The sequence below is a fragment of the Nocardia aurantiaca genome, assembly GCF_009708175.1.
Classification (GTDB): domain Bacteria; phylum Actinomycetota; class Actinomycetes; order Mycobacteriales; family Mycobacteriaceae; genus Nocardia; species Nocardia aurantiaca.
In genome coordinates this window covers 164517-183003 of the sequence record NZ_WMBB01000016.1, presented here as the reverse complement: position 1 = coordinate 183003, position 18487 = coordinate 164517, and the positions used below count along the sequence as shown (strand labels likewise).

At 63.4% G+C, this 18487-nt stretch carries 13 protein-coding genes and 4 pseudogenes; 11 read left to right on the top strand and 6 right to left on the bottom strand.

Annotated features, from left to right (window positions below):
* Nucleotides 1–2 precede the first annotated feature (2 nt).
* Nucleotides 3–179 carry an IS3 family transposase gene (locus tag GLP40_RS29255; protein ID WP_407671716.1) on the top strand — a complete coding sequence of 59 codons (177 nt, stop codon included), beginning with the start codon at nt 3–5 and terminating at the stop codon, nt 177–179.
* On the opposite strand, the pseudogene GLP40_RS29250 reads toward GLP40_RS29255, so the two are convergent.
* Nucleotides 162–437 (bottom strand): annotated as a pseudogene (locus GLP40_RS29250) (IS30 family transposase); the annotation flags it as partial. The gene GLP40_RS29255 and the pseudogene GLP40_RS29250 overlap by 18 nt on opposite strands.
* Nucleotides 438–564: 127 nt before the next feature.
* Here GLP40_RS29250 and GLP40_RS29245 point away from each other — a divergent pair.
* Nucleotides 565–2090, top strand: a pseudogene (locus GLP40_RS29245) (ISL3 family transposase).
* A gap of 82 nt (nt 2091–2172) precedes the next feature.
* Here GLP40_RS29245 and GLP40_RS29240 read toward each other — a convergent pair.
* Genes GLP40_RS29240 through GLP40_RS29230 form a run of 3 tightly spaced genes read right to left on the bottom strand, consistent with a single transcriptional unit; the run spans nt 2173 to nt 4711 of the window.
* Nucleotides 2173–2751, bottom strand: a complete 579-nt coding sequence (locus tag GLP40_RS29240; RefSeq protein WP_154791234.1) for a cysteine hydrolase family protein — start codon at nt 2749–2751, stop codon at nt 2173–2175.
* Nucleotides 2715–3860 (bottom strand): AMP-binding protein, encoded by a 1146-nt coding sequence (locus GLP40_RS29235; protein WP_154791233.1) that lies wholly within the window; start codon nt 3858–3860, stop codon nt 2715–2717. Before GLP40_RS29235 ends, GLP40_RS29240 begins: the two co-directional genes overlap by 37 nt.
* 50 nt (nt 3861–3910) lie before the next feature.
* Entirely contained in the window at nt 3911–4711 is an 801-nt protein-coding gene (locus GLP40_RS29230; RefSeq protein WP_154791232.1) for an IclR family transcriptional regulator, read from the bottom strand.
* A 235-nt stretch (nt 4712–4946) separates the two neighbouring features.
* Here GLP40_RS29230 and GLP40_RS29225 point away from each other — a divergent pair, with 235 nt between their 5' ends.
* From GLP40_RS29225 to GLP40_RS34170, 8 genes and pseudogenes are all read left to right on the top strand, one after another.
* Nucleotides 4947–6266 (top strand): MFS transporter, encoded by a 1320-nt coding sequence (locus tag GLP40_RS29225; RefSeq protein ID WP_328290794.1) that lies wholly within the window; start codon nt 4947–4949, stop codon nt 6264–6266.
* A 54-nt stretch (nt 6267–6320) separates the two neighbouring features.
* Nucleotides 6321–7226, top strand: coding sequence for an isocitrate lyase/PEP mutase family protein (locus GLP40_RS29220; protein ID WP_154791230.1), 906 nt, complete (start codon nt 6321–6323; stop codon nt 7224–7226).
* Nucleotides 7219–8481: an aconitase/3-isopropylmalate dehydratase large subunit family protein gene (locus tag GLP40_RS29215; protein ID WP_154791229.1), complete on the top strand. Its 1263-nt coding sequence runs from the start codon at nt 7219–7221 to the stop codon at nt 8479–8481. Before GLP40_RS29220 ends, GLP40_RS29215 begins: the two co-directional genes overlap by 8 nt.
* Nucleotides 8478–9002, top strand: a complete 525-nt coding sequence (locus tag GLP40_RS29210) for a LeuD/DmdB family oxidoreductase small subunit (RefSeq protein ID WP_154791228.1) — start codon at nt 8478–8480, stop codon at nt 9000–9002. The genes GLP40_RS29215 and GLP40_RS29210 overlap by 4 nt, the downstream gene beginning before the upstream one ends.
* Before the next feature lie 75 nt (nt 9003–9077).
* Complete coding sequence (locus GLP40_RS29205) at nt 9078–9788, top strand: hypothetical protein (RefSeq protein ID WP_154791227.1); 711 nt, start codon at nt 9078–9080, stop codon at nt 9786–9788.
* Nucleotides 9789–10127: 339 nt separating this feature from the next.
* A complete protein-coding gene (uppS, locus tag GLP40_RS29200; RefSeq protein ID WP_154791226.1) occupies nt 10128–10904 on the top strand; it encodes a polyprenyl diphosphate synthase in 777 nt (258 codons plus the stop codon).
* 652 nt (nt 10905–11556) lie between these two features.
* A pseudogene (locus GLP40_RS29195) lies at nt 11557–11700 on the top strand (IS256 family transposase); the annotation flags it as partial.
* A gap of 69 nt (nt 11701–11769) precedes the next feature.
* Nucleotides 11770–12986, top strand: a pseudogene (locus GLP40_RS34170) (ISL3 family transposase); the annotation flags it as partial.
* 140 nt (nt 12987–13126) lie between these two features.
* On the opposite strand, the gene GLP40_RS29180 reads toward GLP40_RS34170, so the two are convergent.
* The gene (locus GLP40_RS29180; protein ID WP_268867190.1) at nt 13127–13879 is read right to left on the bottom strand and encodes an ArgP/LysG family DNA-binding transcriptional regulator; all 753 of its coding nucleotides are present in this window, start codon (nt 13877–13879) and stop codon (nt 13127–13129) included.
* Between the two features lie 1243 nt (nt 13880–15122).
* On the opposite strand from GLP40_RS29180, the gene GLP40_RS29175 reads away from it, so the two are divergent.
* A complete protein-coding gene (locus tag GLP40_RS29175; RefSeq protein WP_154791222.1) occupies nt 15123–15758 on the top strand; it encodes a LysE family translocator in 636 nt (211 codons plus the stop codon).
* Nucleotides 15759–16379: 621 nt separating this feature from the next.
* On the opposite strand, the gene ligA is transcribed toward GLP40_RS29175, so the two are convergent.
* Complete coding sequence (gene ligA, locus GLP40_RS29170; protein WP_328290793.1) at nt 16380–18371, bottom strand: NAD-dependent DNA ligase LigA; 1992 nt, start codon at nt 18369–18371, stop codon at nt 16380–16382.
* Nucleotides 18372–18487 lie beyond the last annotated feature (116 nt).

Sequence of the window (18487 nt, the reverse complement as noted above, 5' to 3'; positions counted from 1 at the left end):
CCCTGAAGAACGAACGAGTGAACCGCACCCAATACCCGACCCGCGAACACGCCCGAAAGGACATCACCCGCTATATCGAGTTGAGGTACAACCAGATTCGGCTTCACTCCGGAATTGACTACCACACCGAACGAAGTAGAGTCCGAGTGGTTCCAGCGGAATCAGGCAGCTTGAGATAACCAAAACCTCGCTGTCCGAAAACTTTCCGGCCCCTCAGTGCGGAATCCGAGGGTTTGTCGAGGGCGGCCGTTGAGTTCATCGGCGATGGCATCCAGGTCGGCTTGGCTATAGGCGCACAAATCCAGGTGCCGGGGAATGTATTGGCGGACAAGACCATTCGTGTTCTCGTTGCTGCCGCGCTGCCACGGACTTTTCGGGTCGCAGAAGTAGACCGGAACACCCGTGGCGACGGTGAACGCGGCATGTTCGGCCATTTCGTAGCAAGCCGGACCATGTGCACAAGATGCGCACGGCCGTTGGTGTTGACGCGCAAGGGTCTGTCCAGATAACGGCTCTGTCTCCCTTTCGGTGGTGGCTGCGCGTCGGTGACGGCACGATGTTCCGGTGCATGAGGTGAATGTGCCTGCAGCCGTGGCTTTTTCAGGGTTACGGCCACTGGTGGTCGAGGACGTTGCCGATGAGGGTGAGCGGATCCTGGTGCGGGCGAGGACTCCGGGCGGTCCGGCCGCCTGCCCTGGCTGCGGAACGGACTCAGCCCGGTTGCATGCCTACCACCGCCGGACCGTGGCCGACGTTCCACTCGACAGCCGGGCGTGGTGCTGCAGGTCCGTGTCCGCCGCCTGGTATGCCCGACATTGAACTGCTGCAAGACATTTCGAGAACAGGTCCCCGGCGTCCTGGATCGCTATCAGCGCCGCACCACACGGATGACCCATCAGGTGCGGTCGGTGGTGCGTGAGCTGGCCGGACGGGCCAGCGTCCGGCTGCTGTCGCAGATGGCGTGCCGGTTGTCGCGACACACCGCGATCCGGGCGCTGCTTCGCATTCCGCTGCCGGACCGGCCGGTGCCGACAGTGCTGGGCGTGGACGATTTCGCGCTGCGCCGCGGGCAGAGCTACGCCAGCGTATTGATCGACGCCGCCACCCACGAACGCGTCGATGTCCTGCCCGATCGCAAGTCCGACTCGTTGCGCGCCTGGCTATGCGAGCATCCCGGTGTCGAGATCATCGTGCGTGATGGCTCCAGCGCCTATGCCGAGGGCGCCCGCCGGGCGCTGCCCGAAGTAGTGCAGGCATCCGATCGCTGGCATCTATGGAACGGGCTCGGGCGTGTGGTGGAGAAAGCCGTCGTCGCCCACAGCGCCTGCTGGGCCGGGCATGGACCCAAGAGGCAGCAGCTCACGCGCGAGCAATCCACCATCGAGCGCTGGCATGCCATCCATGATCTACTCGACCAGGGCATCGGCCTGCTGGACTGCGCACGCCGACTGGGCTTGGCGCTCAACACCGTCAAGCGGTATGCCCGAGTGCCCGAACCGGACCGGATGCGTCGCCCACCTCAATATCGGGCCTGCCTAGTCGACTCCTACCGCGATCACCTGCGCGCTCGTCGCGCCGCCGATCCCGGCGCCCCGGTTCTGCACCTGTTCGAGGAGCTGAAAGCTCTCGGCTACACCGGCAGCCTGAACCTGCTCTACAAATACATCAACCAGGGCCGTCACATCAGCGACCGGATCGGGCCCTCGCCCAAACGACTCACCAGCTGGATCATGACCCGCCCGGCCGAGCTGCCCACCGAACGCCGCACCCATCTCGACGAACTACTCGCCACCTGCCCCGAAATGACCGCCCTCGCCGGGCTCGTGCACGAGTTCGCCCACATCACGAGCAACCGCCGCGGCAGCGAGCCCGACTGCTGGATGAAACAGCTCCGCCAGGCGCGGCTACCCGAACTCGAACCCTTCTTGACCGGCCTCGATCAAGACCATGACGCCGCCGTCGCCGGCCTCACCCTTCCCTACAGCAGCGGCCCGATCGAGGGCATGAACGCGAAAACCAAGCTGATCAAGCGGCAGATGCATGGCAGGGCCGGCTTCCAGCTACTCCGCCACCGAATCCTGTTGGCATAGTTTGCGATCCGCCACCACCGAAAGAGAGACAGAGCCGTTGTTTTTACAGTCCATTCGCCGGCCAGATGATCTTGAGAGATCTTTACCCCGACGTGGCGGCGAGGGCAGTCTGGACATCGATGACGTCGGCTTGAGGTGGGAACACACGGTTCATCAGCATTTCGTGTACCGCAGCGTCTGGGTCCGCGCAACAGTCCTGTAGGACAATGACCCGAAAGTCGCGGTCTGCGGCATCCCGCACGGTTGAGAGCACGGCACCACTGGTGTGTACCCCAGCCAGGAGGAGCGTGTCGATGTTGCGTCCACGTAGGTAGTTATCGAGCGCGGTGGTATTGAACGCGCCGACACGGTTCTTTGTGAAGACCTGTTCGTGAGGCATGGGTGCGGCATTGGCATGAAATTGTGCTTCGGGGCTGTCGTCGGCAAGCAGGCCAGTATCGCGCAGTGGCGCGAATATCTTGTTGCGAGGAGATATCGCGGTTCGTTGTTGCGGCGTGAAAGCCACTCTGATGTGAACGATCTCGATGGTGGCGGTGTCGGCAGCGTGCCGGATTCGGCTGATCCGTTCGAGCAGGCCGGGGGCGTCGGGAATCGGCGCAAGGGTGGCGTGCTGAAGGTCCATCATCACGAATGCGGTCCGCGCAGGGTCGATCGGATACATACTCTGCTCCTTGGGGTCTCTTCAGTGGACTTCGCGTGCCGAGTCGGCCAATACCGCGCGCGAAGTTCGCGCTTGAGGATCTTGCCGGCGGGTGATACGGGCAACGCCTCGACGAACTCGACCGATCGGGGTGCCTTGTAGCCGCCGATGTGGTTCTTGGTGTGCTCTCGCAGTGCTTCCGCTGTCGTTTGCTGGCCGGTGGCGAGCGCAACCACGGCATGTACTCGTTCGCCCCAGTCTGGATCCGGCACCCCGATCACGGCGCACGCAGCGACTGCGGGATGTTTGGCGAGCGCGTTCTCTACTTCGGCGGAATAGACGTTCTCCCCACCGGAGACGATCATGTCCTTGATTCTGTCGACGACGAACAGGTATCCGCGTTTGTCCATGAATCCACCATCGCCGGTGAGCAGCCAACCGTCGCGGAATGCGGCGGCAGTTTCGTCTGGTCGGTTCCAATAGCCGAGCATGACGTTCGCGCCGCGAACAACCACTTCGCCTACCGTGCCGTTCGGTAGCTCGGTGCCTGTGGACCCGACGATCTTGACCTCGACGTGGGGTAATGCACGCCCAGCGTAGCTGCGTAGTGCTGGGTTCATGTGCGTGCCGCCGGTGTAAAAGACTGCGGCGGGGAGGTCTCCGCCGGACCGAGTATCCGGAACAGGGTCGTGGTCGGTGATTAGCTGCTCGTAGTTCAGCAAACCGGCTGGCGCCGCGCCATCGCCGCAGTAGACGACAGTCCTCACGTTCTCGGCCCGGCTGCGGATCGCCGGCACCATCGCAACGCATGCGTCGTCCACAAGTTGGACACGAACGTCGGCGTCGACGAGCGAGAATGCGATCTCAGCACTGCTCCATCGGACGTTGACCGGTGCCGCTACCCCACCGGCCCATGCGCTCGCAAACAAGAACTCGTGATAGCGGTCGGAGTTCAGTGCCAGAATGCCGACTCGATCCCCGGAGTTTATGCCCAGCCCGCGCAGCCCTGCTGCGAGCCGGGAGACGCGGTCGGCACATTCGTCCCACTGGCGAATGCGGTCACCAAAGATGGTGACAGGCGACGTCGGGGTCTGCTGCACGGCACGGTGCAATGCCTGTGTCAGGTACATCGGCTTCCTTCGGGAATCAGTGCTCTCATAAACGGCGTGATCGACGTCGATCAAGCGGTCGTCGCGTCATCGATGTCGGATCGATCATTGGGTTGGCCGAGTCGGCGCGACAGCCCCCGAGCGAACTGCGCGGTGAGCGGCCCGAATTCTCGAGCCGCCTCAGGAGTCAATCGGAACGCCGGTCCTCCAATTGAGAGGGTCGCTGCGATCTCTCCGGTGTGGTCGTAGACAGGGGCCGCGATCGAGTTCAGGCCCTTTTCCCGTTCCTCTTGGGTGTAGGCCCAGCCCCGTTCGCGGATTTCGGCGAGTTCCTCCTGCAACCGCACACGATTGGCGATCGTCGCAGGGGGAATGCCACCGGCCTCTTGTTCGAGTACGGCAGCCAAGGCACGCGGGTCGAATGCCATGAATACCTTCCCGGAAGAGCCAGCGTGTACTGGCATCACCTGACCGACGTTGGCCTGGTAGATGATCGATTGGCGGGACAGTTCAACGGCAACCGCGACGCGAGCGATGCCGCGTCGGATATAGACCCCCGACGACTCTCCTGTCAGGTCGCGCAGGTTCTCGACCACTGGCTTAGCGGCGGCAATCAGTTCCGAGCCTGCTGTCGCCGAGGCAGTCCACGCCAGCACTCGCAATCCGAGTCGGTACATGTCTCCGTCTCGCTGGAGCAGGTCGCTACTCACTAGGGTCTGGACGATTCGTGTCGCGGTCGTGCTGGGCAATCCGGTCAGCTTCCGGATGTCACTGATCGGCAGCTTTGGGCGGTCCGGGGTGAAGCAATCCAGTACTCGGACGCACTTCTCCAGCACCAGGATCGACGGCTGCGTCCTGTTGTTCTCAGTCATGCCTCACTCCGCATCGTGGTCTCTAGATCCAATAATCAGCTATCCGCTGCACTCTAAAACAGGTGTGAAGTTTGCAGCAACCGAGCTGTCTGCGCTATCCAGTCCGCCGACTGTTGACCATCTAGCTACTGTGACGCATACTACTCCAGCATGCGGACTGAGACACCACGATGCGGTTTCACCATTGGATAACTCGGCGTTGCAGACGCCGATTGGCTGACAAAGAGGTCACCCTGTGACGACAGTGAGCACAGCCGTCGAAACCCGCGCATTGCGCAAGGTCACGCGACGTTTCCTGCCATTGGCTGCCCTGTGCACATACGTGCTCTACATCGACCGACTCAACGTGTCGGTCGCCGCGCTGACGATGAACAAGCAACTCGGCATCAGCCCAGCAGCTTTCGGGCTGGTCGCCGGTATCTTCTTCTGGAGTTACGCGCTGTGCGAGATCCCCAGCAACTTCGCCTTGAGCCGCGTCGGTGTCAGAGTTTGGGTGTCCCGGATCATCGTCAGCTGGGGTGTGGTCACCATGGCGACCGCGGCAGTGCAGGGACTGCACAGCCTGCTCATGCTTCGACTCCTTCTCGGGGTCGCCGAAGCCGGCTTCTCACCAGCGATGTTGTTCTTCCTCGCGGGCTGGTTCCCTCGGCGCAACCGGGCGCTTGCGACGGCATTGCTGACGGTCGCAGTTCCGTTCTCCGGCATCACCACGCCGATATTGACCCACATCATGACCGGTCTCGACGGCACATTGGGGCTGCCTGGCTGGCGATGGCTGTTCCTGCTCACCGGCTTACCAGCTGTGGTCCTGGGCGTCGTCTTCTACACCGTTGCACGCAACGGCCCCGACGATGCGGCTTTCCTCGCCCCCGACGAGCGGCGATGGCTGAACCAGCAGCTCTCTCCGGATTCGGAAGGGACATCACGGGAGGCGTTCTGGCGCGGGGTGTTCAATGCCTATGTTGTGATGCTCGTCATCGTCTATATGCTGTTCGCCTGCAGCCTCTGGGGATACCAGTTCTTTATCCCGCAGATTCTCGAGCAACTCGGCTTGGGCACCAACACTCTTGGTTGGGTGGTCGGACTGCCGCCGCTGCTGGCACTCGGGCCGATGCTGTGGTGGGCCCGGCATGCGGACCGTAAGAAAGAACTGACACGCCACTATGTGGTGGCGATCAGTGTCGCCGCGATCGGCTTCCTGTTCGCAGGGCTAGCGATCGATCGGCCGGTCCTGGCTATCACCGGATTCTGCGTTGCCGGCATCGGCCTGTACTCATGCCTGGCGACGTTGCTGTCGATTCCGTCGACGTTTCTGTCCGGGGCTGCGCTCGCTGGTGGATTGGCCACCATGAATGGACTGGGCAATTTCGGATCCTACTTCGGGCCACAGATCACGGGCATTCTTCGCGGCATCACCGGAGACTTCACCTTGGCCGTGCTGTTTCTGGGCCTTGCCGCGCTGGCCTCGGCGGCCTTGGCCCTGCTGCTGGACACACGATTGCGGCGGCGAGCGTCCCCCGCAAGCACCCACCACACCGCGCCGGACCACCTGTGACATCGCACGTGTTCCTTTGCACCGACCGAACCCCCACGACAGAAAAGGTATTCAATGTACCCTCTCAAACACCCAGCCGCGGCGCTGCGACATGTTCTCGGTGAGCGATCGGCCACGGTCGTCCCCGGTGTGTTCGATGGACTGTCTGCATCACTCACCCGTGCCGTCGGCTTTCAGGCCGCCTATATGTCCGGATCGGCGGTCGCGGCAACAGCTGGGCTCCCCGACATCGGTCTGACCACACAGACCGAAATGGCCGACCGTGTAGCGCTGATCTCACGCACCGTGGAAATCCCGCTGATCGCCGATGCGGATACCGGGTTCGGCGATGTCACCAACACCGTCCGCACCGTGCAACTGTACGAGCAGGCCGGCGCCGCCGCGGTCCAACTCGAAGACCAGCAATTCCCCAAGCGCTGCGGCCATCTCGACGGTAAACAGGTCATCGCGGCCGAGGAATTCGCCAGGAAGATCGAGGCCGTGGCCCAGGCACGGCGCGACCCGGCAACGGTGATCATCGCGCGCACAGATGCCAGAGCAAGTCTCGGCTTCGACGAAGCCATACGTAGGGCGAATCTGTATGCCGAGGCCGGTGCGGACATGGTGTTCGTCGAAGCGCCCGAAACCATGTCCGAGGTCATGGCCGTCCCTGCGGCCGTGCCCGTGCCCGCAATGTTCAATCTCGTCGATGTGCCCGGCAGCAGGACGCCGCGGGCCGAGCTGGCGCAATTGCGTGAGGCGGGCTACTCGGTGGTCATCTTGCCGGGACTCACCTTCGTCAGCGGCGCAGTCGCGATGCGCACGGCATTGGTAAGGGCCGCGCGAGGTGAGGTTGCACAGGGCAGCGAGATTTCCGTGCAGGAACTCTTCGAAACAGTCGGGCTCCGCTTCTGGGAAGACCTCCGCAACCGGTACGGCTACACCACCAACGACTCTCGAGAAGGAGCCGTCAATGCCTGACACTCTTATCGCAAGGATCTTGCGTGCTCGATCGGGCGGTGATCCAGTAGGTGTCGGCGACATCGTCGTGTGCGATGTGGACCTCGCTGTGCTAATCGATCTGCAGTTCGGCAATGACCGCCTTGAAGATGTTGTCGCCATACACGATCCGGACAAAGTCGCGATCGTCATGGACCATGTGGTGCCCGCTCAGTCGGTGCGGGACGCAGAACTGGGCGCGCGGGCACGGGCCTTCGCCGCGACTCACAAGATCGCCAACTTCTTCGACATCGGCAAGCACGGGATCGTCCACCAAGTCCTCGCCGAGCAGGGGCTGGCACGCCCGGGCATGGTTATCGCCTGCACCGACTCCCATACCTGCGCGGCCGGAGCGGTCGCCGCGGCCGCACGTGGCCTCGGGCCCGCCGAGGTGCTGCAGATCGTGTGCACCGGACGAACCTGGCATCGGGTGCCGCCAACCATCCGATACGAACTACACGGCCGCAAGCACGAATGGGTCAACGGTAAAGACATCTTCCTCGCCATCGCAGGGCAGTATGGGGACGCGACAGACCACGCCGTCGAATTCGGCGGCCCCGGCCTGACGTCACTACCGATGACCGACCGCCGCACGATCGCCACTCAAGGTGCCGAAATCGGCGCCGACTTCACACTCTTCCCAGCCGACCAGGTCTGCCTGGACTATGTGAGGGCCGCAGCCCCAGACTCTGAACCCCAGTTGCTGGACGCGGATCCCGGCGCCGAGTACGCCGCAGTCCATGTACTCGACCTTGACCGGGTTTCACCCATGGTCGCGTTGCCCGGGCATGTGATCAACAACGCGGGGCCGGTGGAGAATGTAGTGGGAACGAAGGTCGATCAGGCCTTCATCGGCTCGTGCGCCAACGGACAGCTCGCCGATATAGAGATCGCGGCCCGCATCCTGAAGAACCGACGGGTCGCACCCCAGACGCGGCTGATCGTGACACCGGCCAGCCAACAGATCTATTCACAGGCGTCACGGCTGGGCTATCTGGCCGACCTCGCTGACGCCGGCGCTACTATCACCAACCCGACGTGCGGTGCCTGCTTCGGCTACCACATGGGGGTAGTCGCCGCAGGCGAAACGTGCATCACCGCCAGTACACGCAACTTCCGAGGCCGCATGGGCAGCCCAGAGGCCAACATCTATATGGCATCACCAGCGACAGTGGCCGCGTCGGCGTTGCGCGGAGCGATCGCCGACGTCCGCGACCTCGACGGAGTATCAGCATGACCACCAACTTGTCGAATGTGACCGGACGTGCCTGGATCTTCGGCGACGCGGTCGACACCGACGACATGTATCCCGGGTTCGCCTTGAAACTTCCCTTCGACCAAGCCGCGCGACACATGTTCAACGCCTCGCGGCCAGATTGGCCGACACAGGTGCGTTCAGGAGACATCGTCGTCGGCGGCCGCAACTTCGGCATCGGTTCGAGCCGCCCCGTGGCGATGCTCTTCAAAGAGCTCGGCATCGCGGCCGTGGTCGCCGAACAGTTCAACTCACTGTTCTACCGCAACTGCATCAACTACGGACTGCCCGTCCTCACCGTTCCTCATGCAACGTCGATGATCACCGAAGGAAACGTGATCACGCTCGATTTCGAAAACGGCATCGTCGAAAACACGACGGCTGGAAGCCGACACAAGGTCGACCCGTTGCCAGGACTCCTGCTCGACGTTCTCCGAGCAGGCGGCCTGTTCGCTCAGTTGGAGCAGTCAAGCCTGCTCAGGCCGGCCAGAACCCCGCACTAGGACCATCAACAAACCGGAAACTCTTACGTCCGAAAACACGCCAGTTCCGGCCTTCATTGCATCCAGGACCTCAAAATGGTTATCAGAAAACTTGTGACAATCTCAATCTACGTGGTCGCCGCCTCCGTCATAAGCACGGGCACTGTGCATGCCGAACCATCAAGCGACCGGAATGTGCCGGGCATCGGTTTCACGGCTACCAGTGATGGCCGGGCGGCCACGATCGCTATCGATGCGGGCTCGCTGCTCGTCGAGGATGGCGCCCTCAAGATCGAGGCTTCCGATGGCACTGTGCTCGTCGACACAGCACTGACATTCCGTGTCGACGACTTCGAATTCCCAATCGCAGCACAGATTTCCGATCGCACTGCGACTCTTGCTCCGCAATACGACATCGCTCACGCTGTCTACAAGCCTGCCTCCCTGCCTTTCGAAGACAAGGCACCATGGAAGAACGAGTACGACCGCGAACAGGCCGCCTGGAGCCGCATGACCAGCACCATCACCACGGGCGCCACGATTGGCACCCTCGTCGGCGGTCTGGGCGGGGCAGCTGTCGGTTGCGTCCTCGGCGGCATCGCTGGCGCCACCATCGCTGCTGCCACCATCGTCGGCCTGTTCGGCCCATTCGTTCCTGCCGCCACTGTCGGCTGCATCGGAGGCATCATCGCCGTCGGCGCCCTGGGGACGATCGCCGGCCAGATTCTTGTCACCGCACCCGTCGCCGCCCTCGCCGCCATTCAATACTTCACCACGATCAACTCACCGATGCCAATGACGAAGTGACCGGAAGCCCCGCCCCGACGATTAAGAGTCGGGGCGGGTGCAATGTCATGTAGGCATGGTCGTCGATGAAGTACATGCACGTAACCTCTTCGACCTGCGGAAACCCCAACCACTCCGTTGACAAGCTGATCGACGCCGCCCAAACATGCTGGCCAGTGGCTAGCGCTTCGCGTTCGCTCGCACCGGTCCGCAGCGACGTCCTGCTCCACAGGAACAAAATTCTCGAACGGCCCAAGGCATCACACCGAAACAAGATCGACTCACGCGACAACGACGTCGCCCGAACGACCCAATTCAACAGGATTTGACCACATCTCGATCAGAAATCGAAAGGCCCCCATGCGCATCAGCGATCCCATCTACGGTCTATACGCCCGGCATCTGCGACGTCAAATCACCGGTGGACCAGTTCCAGCGCATATCGGCCTGATAATGGATGGGAACCGCCGATGGGCCCAACAAATGGGAATGGACAACCCGAGTCTGGGCCACCAATACGGTGCTGAACATTCCGAACGAGTCCTCTCTTGGTGCAAGAACGCTGGAATCCGGCACGTCACCGTATTCATATGCTCAGTCGAGAATCTATCCAGCCGCAGCACCAGCGAACTCACCTTTCTGATGCAAGTCCTCGAGCAGCTCGTCACCGACCGGCTGACCCAGCCCAATGCGCACTGGCAGGTACACATCGCCGGCGATCTGGACCTTCTACCTACTTCCACCGCTCGCGTCCTCGAGCAGGGAGTGGAAGTAACAAGCGCCGTGAAGACAGGTTTTCATCTGACGCTGGCTGTTGGCTACGGCGGTCGGCAAGAAATTGTCGAGGCCCTCAGACGTCTACTGTCCGAACACGCTAATGCTGGACGAGGGTTGGCTGACCTAGCCGAGGATCTCACCATCGATGACATTGCCCGGCACCTCTACACCGCTGGTCAACCGGAACCCGACCTGGTAATCCGCACAAGCGGTGAGCAACGTCTGTCGAACTTCTTACTTTGGCAGAGCGCATATGCCGAGCTGTATTTCTGCGACGCGTATTGGCCAGCGGTCCGTGAGGTCGACTTCCTGCGGGCACTGCGCAACTTCGCAACACGCCAACGTAGGTACGGTGCGTAAAGTCCGACCGGCTACCGGAAATCAGCCGGTGATCGAGAGCAGGGCAGCACCGACCTTGATGAGTGCGCGGTCGATCGAGTGGTCCTGGCGCAGGTGCGGGGCGAGGGCGATATCGTTGACCAACATTTATCGTTGACCAACATTTGCGCGGCCAGCGGTTCCTGGAGCTGATCTAACAAGCCAACCCGCTCGGTGACATCTACGTCGTCACCGACAACCTTTCCAGTCACAACAGCAAATCCACCCGCGAATGTGCGAGGACCATCCGAGGATCAAACACGCGTTCATCCCCGTCGGGGCGTGCTGGCTCAACCTGCAAGAGCCGTGGTGGCGGATCTTCCGGCGAGAAGCGCTCGCCGGCCAGACCTTCGCCGACCACACAGAGATCGACCAAGCCACCCGCCAGGCCACCGCCGCCCTCAACGCCCGCGCACGACCGTGGATCTGGGGCCGACCCGCTCCGAAACCCCGGACCCTTACGCCGCCGTCTTATTCATCACCTTTGAGGAACGCAGCACTAAGCGGTTGCGTCCGCCAGAGTGGTGTAGCAGCTCGCCGATCAATCGGATGAGTGTCGAATCCCGGACATGAGGGTGGTCACCGCGTGATCCTCGAAGGACCTTCCACAGTCTCTCGTAGGAGATTTCACGCGATGACCGCTATCCAGCCTATCGATCCAGGCCAGCTGCTGTCCGACCAACTGGCCGCTGCCAGCCCGGACCTGCTCCGCACGATGCTTTCGACGTTCATCCAGACCCTGATGAGCGCCGAGGCCGACGCCGCCTGCGGCGCCGGGAGTGTCGGGGATAACGGCTCTGGCGCGTTTGCGGTGGTGACCGGGGCAGCTTGACGGCATGATGCCTCGGTGGATGAGGTGGACAACATTGTAGGGCTTGTCTTTTCGGGTCTGTTGCCATTGGTGATGGAGGGTGTGGCGGTCGAGGGTGAGCGGGTTGTGGTGCGGGCCAGGACGGCGTCGCTCCCGGCGGTGTGTTCGCGGTGTGGTGCCGAGTCGGTGCGGGTTCACAGCTATCACGACCGGACGGTTGCGGACCTGCCTTTGGATGGTCGGCTGGTGTTCGTGCGGGTGCGTGTCCGGCGGCTGATGTGCTCGACACCGCAGTGCTGCAAGACATTTCGCGAGCAGGTTCCGGGTGTGCTCGAACGCTACCAGCGCCGCACCGCCCGGCTGACCGGCCAGGTGCGGGCGGTCGTGCGGGAGCTGGCCGGGCGAGCCGCGATCCGCGTGCTGGCAGCCCTGCCGGTTGGCATGTCCCGCGACACCGCGGTGCGGGTGCTGCTGCGCATCCCCGCACCACAACGGCCGGTTCCCGAGTCGTGAGCGTGGACGATTTCGCGATTCGCCGCGGAAACCGTTATGGGACAGTGCTTATCGACGCCATCACCCATCAAAGGGTCGATGTGCTGCCCGATCGTCGGTCCGAAACACTCGAGGCATGGCTGCCGCGAACACACCGGTGTCGAGATCGTTGTCCGTGACGGTTCGGCCGCCTACGCCGAAGCGATCCGACGAGCGTTGCCCAGCGCCGTACAAGCCAGCGATCTCGCACTTTATGGCACGGACTGGCCGGGGCGGTCGAAACCGCCGTCGCCGCGCACGCTCGATGCTGGGCGGCGGCCGGACCGAAAAGGCAGACGCTGACCCGCGAGACAACAACTCTTCAACGCTGGCACGCGATTCACAACCTCCTCGACAACGGTGTCGGATTGCTGGACTGCGCCCGGCGACTGGGCAGGGCACTCAACACCGTCAAACGCTACGCCCGCGCCGCCTCACCTGATCAGTTGCGCCGCCCGCCGCAATATCGTGCCTGCCTGGTCGACCCCTACCGAGACCACCTGCACGGGCGCCGCGAAGCCGAGCCCGGCGTCCCGGTGCCGCATCTGTTCGGCGAGATCAAAGCTCTCAGCTACACCGGCGGCCTCAATCTGCTGCACAAATACCTCAACCAGGGCCGCGCCGAAGGCGACCGGCTCATGCCCTCGCCACGGCGGCTCACCTCGCTCATGACACGTTTCTTACCGGCACTCCAAGCAGGGCGTCGATGCCGCGCGTGTCCACTCGATGTTGTCACGGTTGTCCAGGCACGCGTCGGTGCGACCCAGCCGCCCGGTGGTCATACCGCAGGCCGCGCCCAGTTCGCCTCAGGCAAATGCCATGCCGTCGATACCATCGGATGCCGCCCGCAAGCTCGGCGGGGTCATTTCGCGGCGGGGAGTGCCGCACGCGCGGCGCAGCGCACGATCTCGGTGACGCGGTCAAGGGTGGCCGAGGGAAATCGCCACCGGTGCAAGAACAGTGGTGTCTGTACGGTGTTGTCCGGGTCCAGGCTTACCAGTCGGCCGTCAGCGAGATCTTGGGAGATCTGGCCGTCGGGCAATGCGCCCCAACCCAACCCGAGCTGTACCGCGGAGAGAAACTCCCTGTTCGAGGGGATGTAATGTATCGGTGGTTCACGAACCGCTCCGATCATGCGCAGGTAGGCGTGCTGCAGGTCATCTTTCAGGTCGAATCGAACCATCGGTAGCTTGCTCACATCCACTTGGCCAGGGGGCAGACCGTGCAGCAGGGATGGTGCGCACACTACCGAGTAGGTCATCGCGCCGAGTGGTTCGATGCTGCATCCTGACGCCGGAGTATTCGAGGTCGTAACGGCTGCCATCACATCGCCCCGGCGCAGCAACGTCTCGGTGTGGTCCTGGTCTTCGATGTGCAGATCGAGCAGGACGCTCCTTTCTCGTGCGAGCTGGCTGATGACGGGCTGGAACCATGTCGACACCGAGTCGGCGTTGATAGCCAACGACACTCGCACCATGGTCGTGCCGCGGTCGATGGCCCCGGTACCTTCTCGCAACGCTGCATTGGCATCGGCGGTGAGAAGGACGAGCTGCTGCGCCAGCCGCGACAGCACCTGCCCGGCTTGGGTGGGCCGGGCGGGTCCGCTGGACCACAATGTGCCCGCAGGCCCGCTCGAGAGCAGTGATTCGCTGACTGACCGCTATCGGCACGTCTATGCTGCGAAGACCGAACTCGTTGCTGCAGTTGGTAATTGGATGCAGTTCTACAACACTGTGCGGCGGCACTCCGCGATTGGGATGCAAAGTCCCGACAGCTACGAACGCTCACTCCGAGCGCCTGCCGCCTGAACCCCATATCCCTGCTGTCCACCATTCGGGGGGAACCTCAATCTACGTTGGGTGCCGAGGAACTGTCGTGGGAAAGCATGGCGGTGCACGAGTTGGATTGGTATCTCGGTGACAACGTCTGGGATCAGGCAATCGCGTTGGTCACCGAAGCCGATCGGCTCCTCTGCGAGGATGCGGTCGATCGTGCCTTCTGCGAGGTCGCGATGGACGTACTCCGATAACGTGCCAGCCTGGCGGACGGTCGTGCGACCCGCGCTGTAGTCGACGCACTCTCATGCCGCGACCCGGTCGGTTCGGACCAGACACCCCGCAGTCGGCGGTATCACCGACGAGGCGAGTAATCAGAGGAACTTGCACTGCTCGGCCGAACGCTGACGACGGCGCCAGCCGAGCGAAGCGGCTGCGCAAGCGATTCCATCTCCACTAGAGTGCCTTGGAGTCCAACACGCAGAAGTTTGTCGGCCGTCTCCCGGGCTTGCGACAGCGAAAGCGAGCGAACTTGGCGAACGACACGCATCACCGCTGCTGGTGTTGCACTCCCGGTGTCAAGCTCGAGCACACTCGGGCCGTTCGCGCCAGGATCGCCGAACTACTCGTCGGTGGCAGCTCGAAACTGCACTCGTACCACTCACTTCCACAGTTCCGGCAGGTTCCGTGTAGTTCTCACTCGTGTTTCCCGCCCGCTGGTACCTCGACCACGGTCGCGTCGGCTGGCACTCCGCATTCGATGCAATCCGTCGTGTACGGAGCAGACTCGACCACGGTGTCAATGTGCCGAACCTCGATCGGGAACCGATCGGACGCCAACCATCCGGAAATGCCGCATATCGCGCTGACCGAACCGGCCAGCGCGAAGCGCCGACGGCCGGAACCCGATGCGGTGCAGAACATCCGCTAACCGCCGACTTGCGGGCGCTTGGGCGTCACCCACAACAGACCTCGCAACCAGGTGAATATGCAACCTGGGGCTGATTATTCGCTCCGACAACACTATCGACCACACGAGATTTCCGCCGCATAGTGCGATCGTCAGGGGCTACGCTCCGGGAGATGGTCCCGCTTTCACATGCCGCGGCCTTCGCCGTCGCCGCCTTGATCCTCATCGTCATTCCAGGCCCGAACGTACTGTTCGCCATCGGCCGAGCACTGGCTCTGGGGCGCCGGTCCGCGGTCCTGTCGGTCGCAGGAGGCGTCACCGGATCGTTCGTACCGCTGGTCGCGGTGTCGTTCGGCCTGGGCGCGGTATTGATGGCCTCGGCGATGTTGTTCCTGATCATGAAGGTTGTCGGGGCCGCATATCTGATCTACTTGGGCGTCTCGACGATCAGACAGCGGAAGAAGCTGGCGGCGGCCTTGCAGTCGAAAGTCCCGAGCGTCGGCAGCGGGCGTGTGTTCACACAGGGATTCATCGTCGGTGCTACCAACCCCAAGACGATCGTGTTCTTCGGTGCCGTCCTTCCACAGTTCGCGATACCGACCCGAGGGGCCATGCCCGCGCAGTTGCTGATCCTAGGTGTCATTTTCCTTGCGATCCAGGCGCTTTCGGACAGCAGTTGGGCATTGTTGGCGGCAACAGCACGGTCATGGTTCGTTCGTTCTCCACGTCGCCTCGAAACCGTCGGCGGCACTGGCGGGCTGATGATCATTGGAGTGGGCGCCGGTATGGCGCTGACCGGCACCAACTAACGGGGCCAACGAACCAGCCGCCGCTGGGCAAGAGCCAGACATCCGCTCTCGAGTAGCCGCATACGGCGCTGACCGTACCGGCCGGCGCGGAGCGTCGAAAGATCAACGGGCAGAGCGGCGTAAACCCGCACGCAGTGCGTGCACATGCCGATTCCAGGGTGGTCGCCGATGTCAGAGTGCGACTCGGTGCATGTCAGTGGGTGCGAGAGGGAATTCCGGACCGGAATCCTTGGAGATGGGAAGCGGCCTCGTCCCGGCTCGGCGGTAGGCACCATCAGCAGGTCAGTACCGCATGCGCGCGGCGGTGCGGGCGGCTACTCGCCAACCGCGAAAGTCATGCAGGCACTTGCGATCCCGCGAGCCCGACGGCTGTTCGAGCCGGATATCCGGATGTCGCCCCGCCCGGTTCTGAAAGGGACCAGCGATGCGTCATCGCCCCAGGCTCGCTGGGAGCGGTCAGTGCGCCATGACGAGGGCTGTCTCGGAACGAGTCGAGATCAGTTGCGCGTCCGCGCATGACCGCACACAGTTATTCCACTGACCGCGTCGACGGAACCGGCGAGTGCGATTCAATGGAAGATCAACGGGCGGAGGCTATTTCGGACAGCCGACCGACTGCGGTCAGATGACCTTGGCGGCGATCAGCAGGTTCCAGATCTCGCCTTGGTCGACCACCTCGACGCCGAGTTTCTCGGCCTTGGTCAGCTTGCTCTCACCGACTCCCGCACCGGTGATGAGCAGGTCGGTGTTCGCGGAGACCGAGGACGCTGCTGTCGCTCCCGCCTTCTCACACAGGCGTTGGAACGTTGGGCGGGCGACCTTTTCGCCGGAGCGTGGGTCGCTGATAGCGCCGGTGATCACCACCGTCTTGCCTTCCAGGGGTGCGCCGGCCGCCACGACCGGGGGAAGATCCTCCTCGCGCACATCCAAGGACACGCCCGCTTCTCGCAACCGCTCCAATTCCGGACGCAGGCGTGTGAGGTGCGCGGCCAGGGAGGCAGCGACTTTCGGTCCGATATCCTCCACCGCCACGAGCCGTTCCTCGCCCGCGTTGGCGACCTCCTCCAAGGACGTGAATCCGGCTCGGGCCAGACGGGCGGCGGTGCCGTCGGAAGCCATGGGGATCGCCAGGCCGATCAGTGCTCGGCGCAGGCCGACCCGACGGCTGGCATCGATCGAGTCGATCATGCGGGCAGCCGAGACCTCGCCGACTCGATCGAATTCGAGCAGGCGTTCCTTCGTCAGCCGGTAGAAGTCAGACGGGTGCTCCAGGATGCCCGCCTCGGCCAGGCGTTCGATCCACACCGGCCCGATGGCGTCGATGTCCGCCGCCGCCCGCGACGCCCAGTGGATCAGCCTCCGAACCGTCTGCGCAGGACAGGAAACATTCGTGCAGAACAGCTCTCGGCTGTTGCCTTGCTCGGTCACCGCCTGCCCGCACGACGGACAGGCGGTGGGCGGCACGATCTCGCGCTCTTCGCCGGTGCGTTTGGAGGCGTCGAGTACTCCCGCCACGAACGGGATCACGTCCCCCGCGCGACGCACCAGCACCGTATCCCCGACTTTGATGTCTCGGGCACGGATGACCTCTTGGTTGGCCAGGGTGGCCTTGGTGACCGTCGTGCCGCCCACGAATACCGGCTCCAGCCACGCGACCGGGACGATCTTTCCGGTCTTGCCGACGTCCCAGACCACGTCGGCCAGCAGTGTGGTCTTCTCCTCGGCGGCGAACTTGAAGGCCAACGCACCACGCGGGGAATTCGATCGAGTCCCGGCCGCGGCGTAGGCGTCGCGATCGGCCAGACGCAGCACCGCGCCGTCGAGGTCGTAGTCCAGTTCGTTGCGGCCTTCCTCGATCGCGGCGATCGCCGCCTGCGCCTGCGCGGCGTTGGAACAGTGCCGCATCGCCGCGCCCACGATCCCCGCCGCCCGCAGGCCCTCCTCCAGATCGACCGCCGCGCCGCCGGTAGTGGTATCCAAATCGAAACCGAAGAACCGCAGGCGACGCTCGGACACCGTGGCCGGGTCCTTCGCACGCAGCGTGCCCGCCGCGGCATTGCGCGGATTGATCAGCGGCCTGTCCGGATGCGCGGTGTTATAGGCGGCGAAGGTCGAACGCAGCATCACCGCTTCACCACGCACCTCCACCCGACCCGGCAGCTCTATCCGCTCAGGAACGCCATCGACCAACGCGCGGACCAGCATGGTCACGTCGTCACCGGTGGTGCCATCACCCCGGGTCACGGCGCGTACCAGCCTCCCGTCCTCGAAGACAAGGGCCAGGGACAAGCCGTCCAGCTTGGGCATCACCACGACCGGCTGGCCTGGAAAGCGGTCGAAGAACGCCGCGACCTGCTCCGGCTTGGTCGCCTTCTCGAGTGACAGCATCGGACGTGAGTGCCGGATCGGGGCGTGCAGCACCGCGGGCGCGCCGATCTGCTCGAGCGGATTCGGGTCCGGTGCGAGGTCCGGATTCGCCTCGATCAGACCACGCAGATCGTCCTCGATCGCGTCGTACTCGGCGTCCGCGACAAGCGGCGAGCCCTGGTAATAGGCGTCGCGCAGCGCCACAATGCGGTCCGCCAGCTCTTGGATACGTTCCCCAGTCTGCACAGCACCAGACGCTACCGATACCTACCGACACTCCGGTGGACCTGCCGCCCGACCGCGACCACGCCGTCCGGCGAGAACCGCTGCGGCGCGGCACGACCACATGATCCCGCGCCATT

Excerpts from the sequence above, each read along its gene's own strand:
- GLP40_RS29240 (WP_154791234.1), bottom strand. The coding sequence starts at position 2,751 with ATGTATCCGATCGACCCTGCGCGGACCGCATTCGTGATGATGGACCTT.
- GLP40_RS29235 (WP_154791233.1), bottom strand. The coding sequence starts at position 3,860 with ATGTACCTGACACAGGCATTGCACCGTGCCGTGCAGCAGACCCCGACG.
- GLP40_RS29230 (WP_154791232.1), bottom strand. The coding sequence starts at position 4,711 with ATGACTGAGAACAACAGGACGCAGCCGTCGATCCTGGTGCTGGAGAAG.
- GLP40_RS29220 (WP_154791230.1), top strand. The coding sequence starts at position 6,321 with ATGTACCCTCTCAAACACCCAGCCGCGGCGCTGCGACATGTTCTCGGT.
- GLP40_RS29215 (WP_154791229.1), top strand. The coding sequence starts at position 7,219 with ATGCCTGACACTCTTATCGCAAGGATCTTGCGTGCTCGATCGGGCGGT.
- GLP40_RS29210 (WP_154791228.1), top strand. The coding sequence starts at position 8,478 with ATGACCACCAACTTGTCGAATGTGACCGGACGTGCCTGGATCTTCGGC.
- GLP40_RS29205 (WP_154791227.1), top strand. The coding sequence starts at position 9,078 with ATGGTTATCAGAAAACTTGTGACAATCTCAATCTACGTGGTCGCCGCC.
- uppS (WP_154791226.1), top strand. The coding sequence starts at position 10,128 with ATGCGCATCAGCGATCCCATCTACGGTCTATACGCCCGGCATCTGCGA.
- GLP40_RS29175 (WP_154791222.1), top strand. The coding sequence starts at position 15,123 with ATGGTCCCGCTTTCACATGCCGCGGCCTTCGCCGTCGCCGCCTTGATC.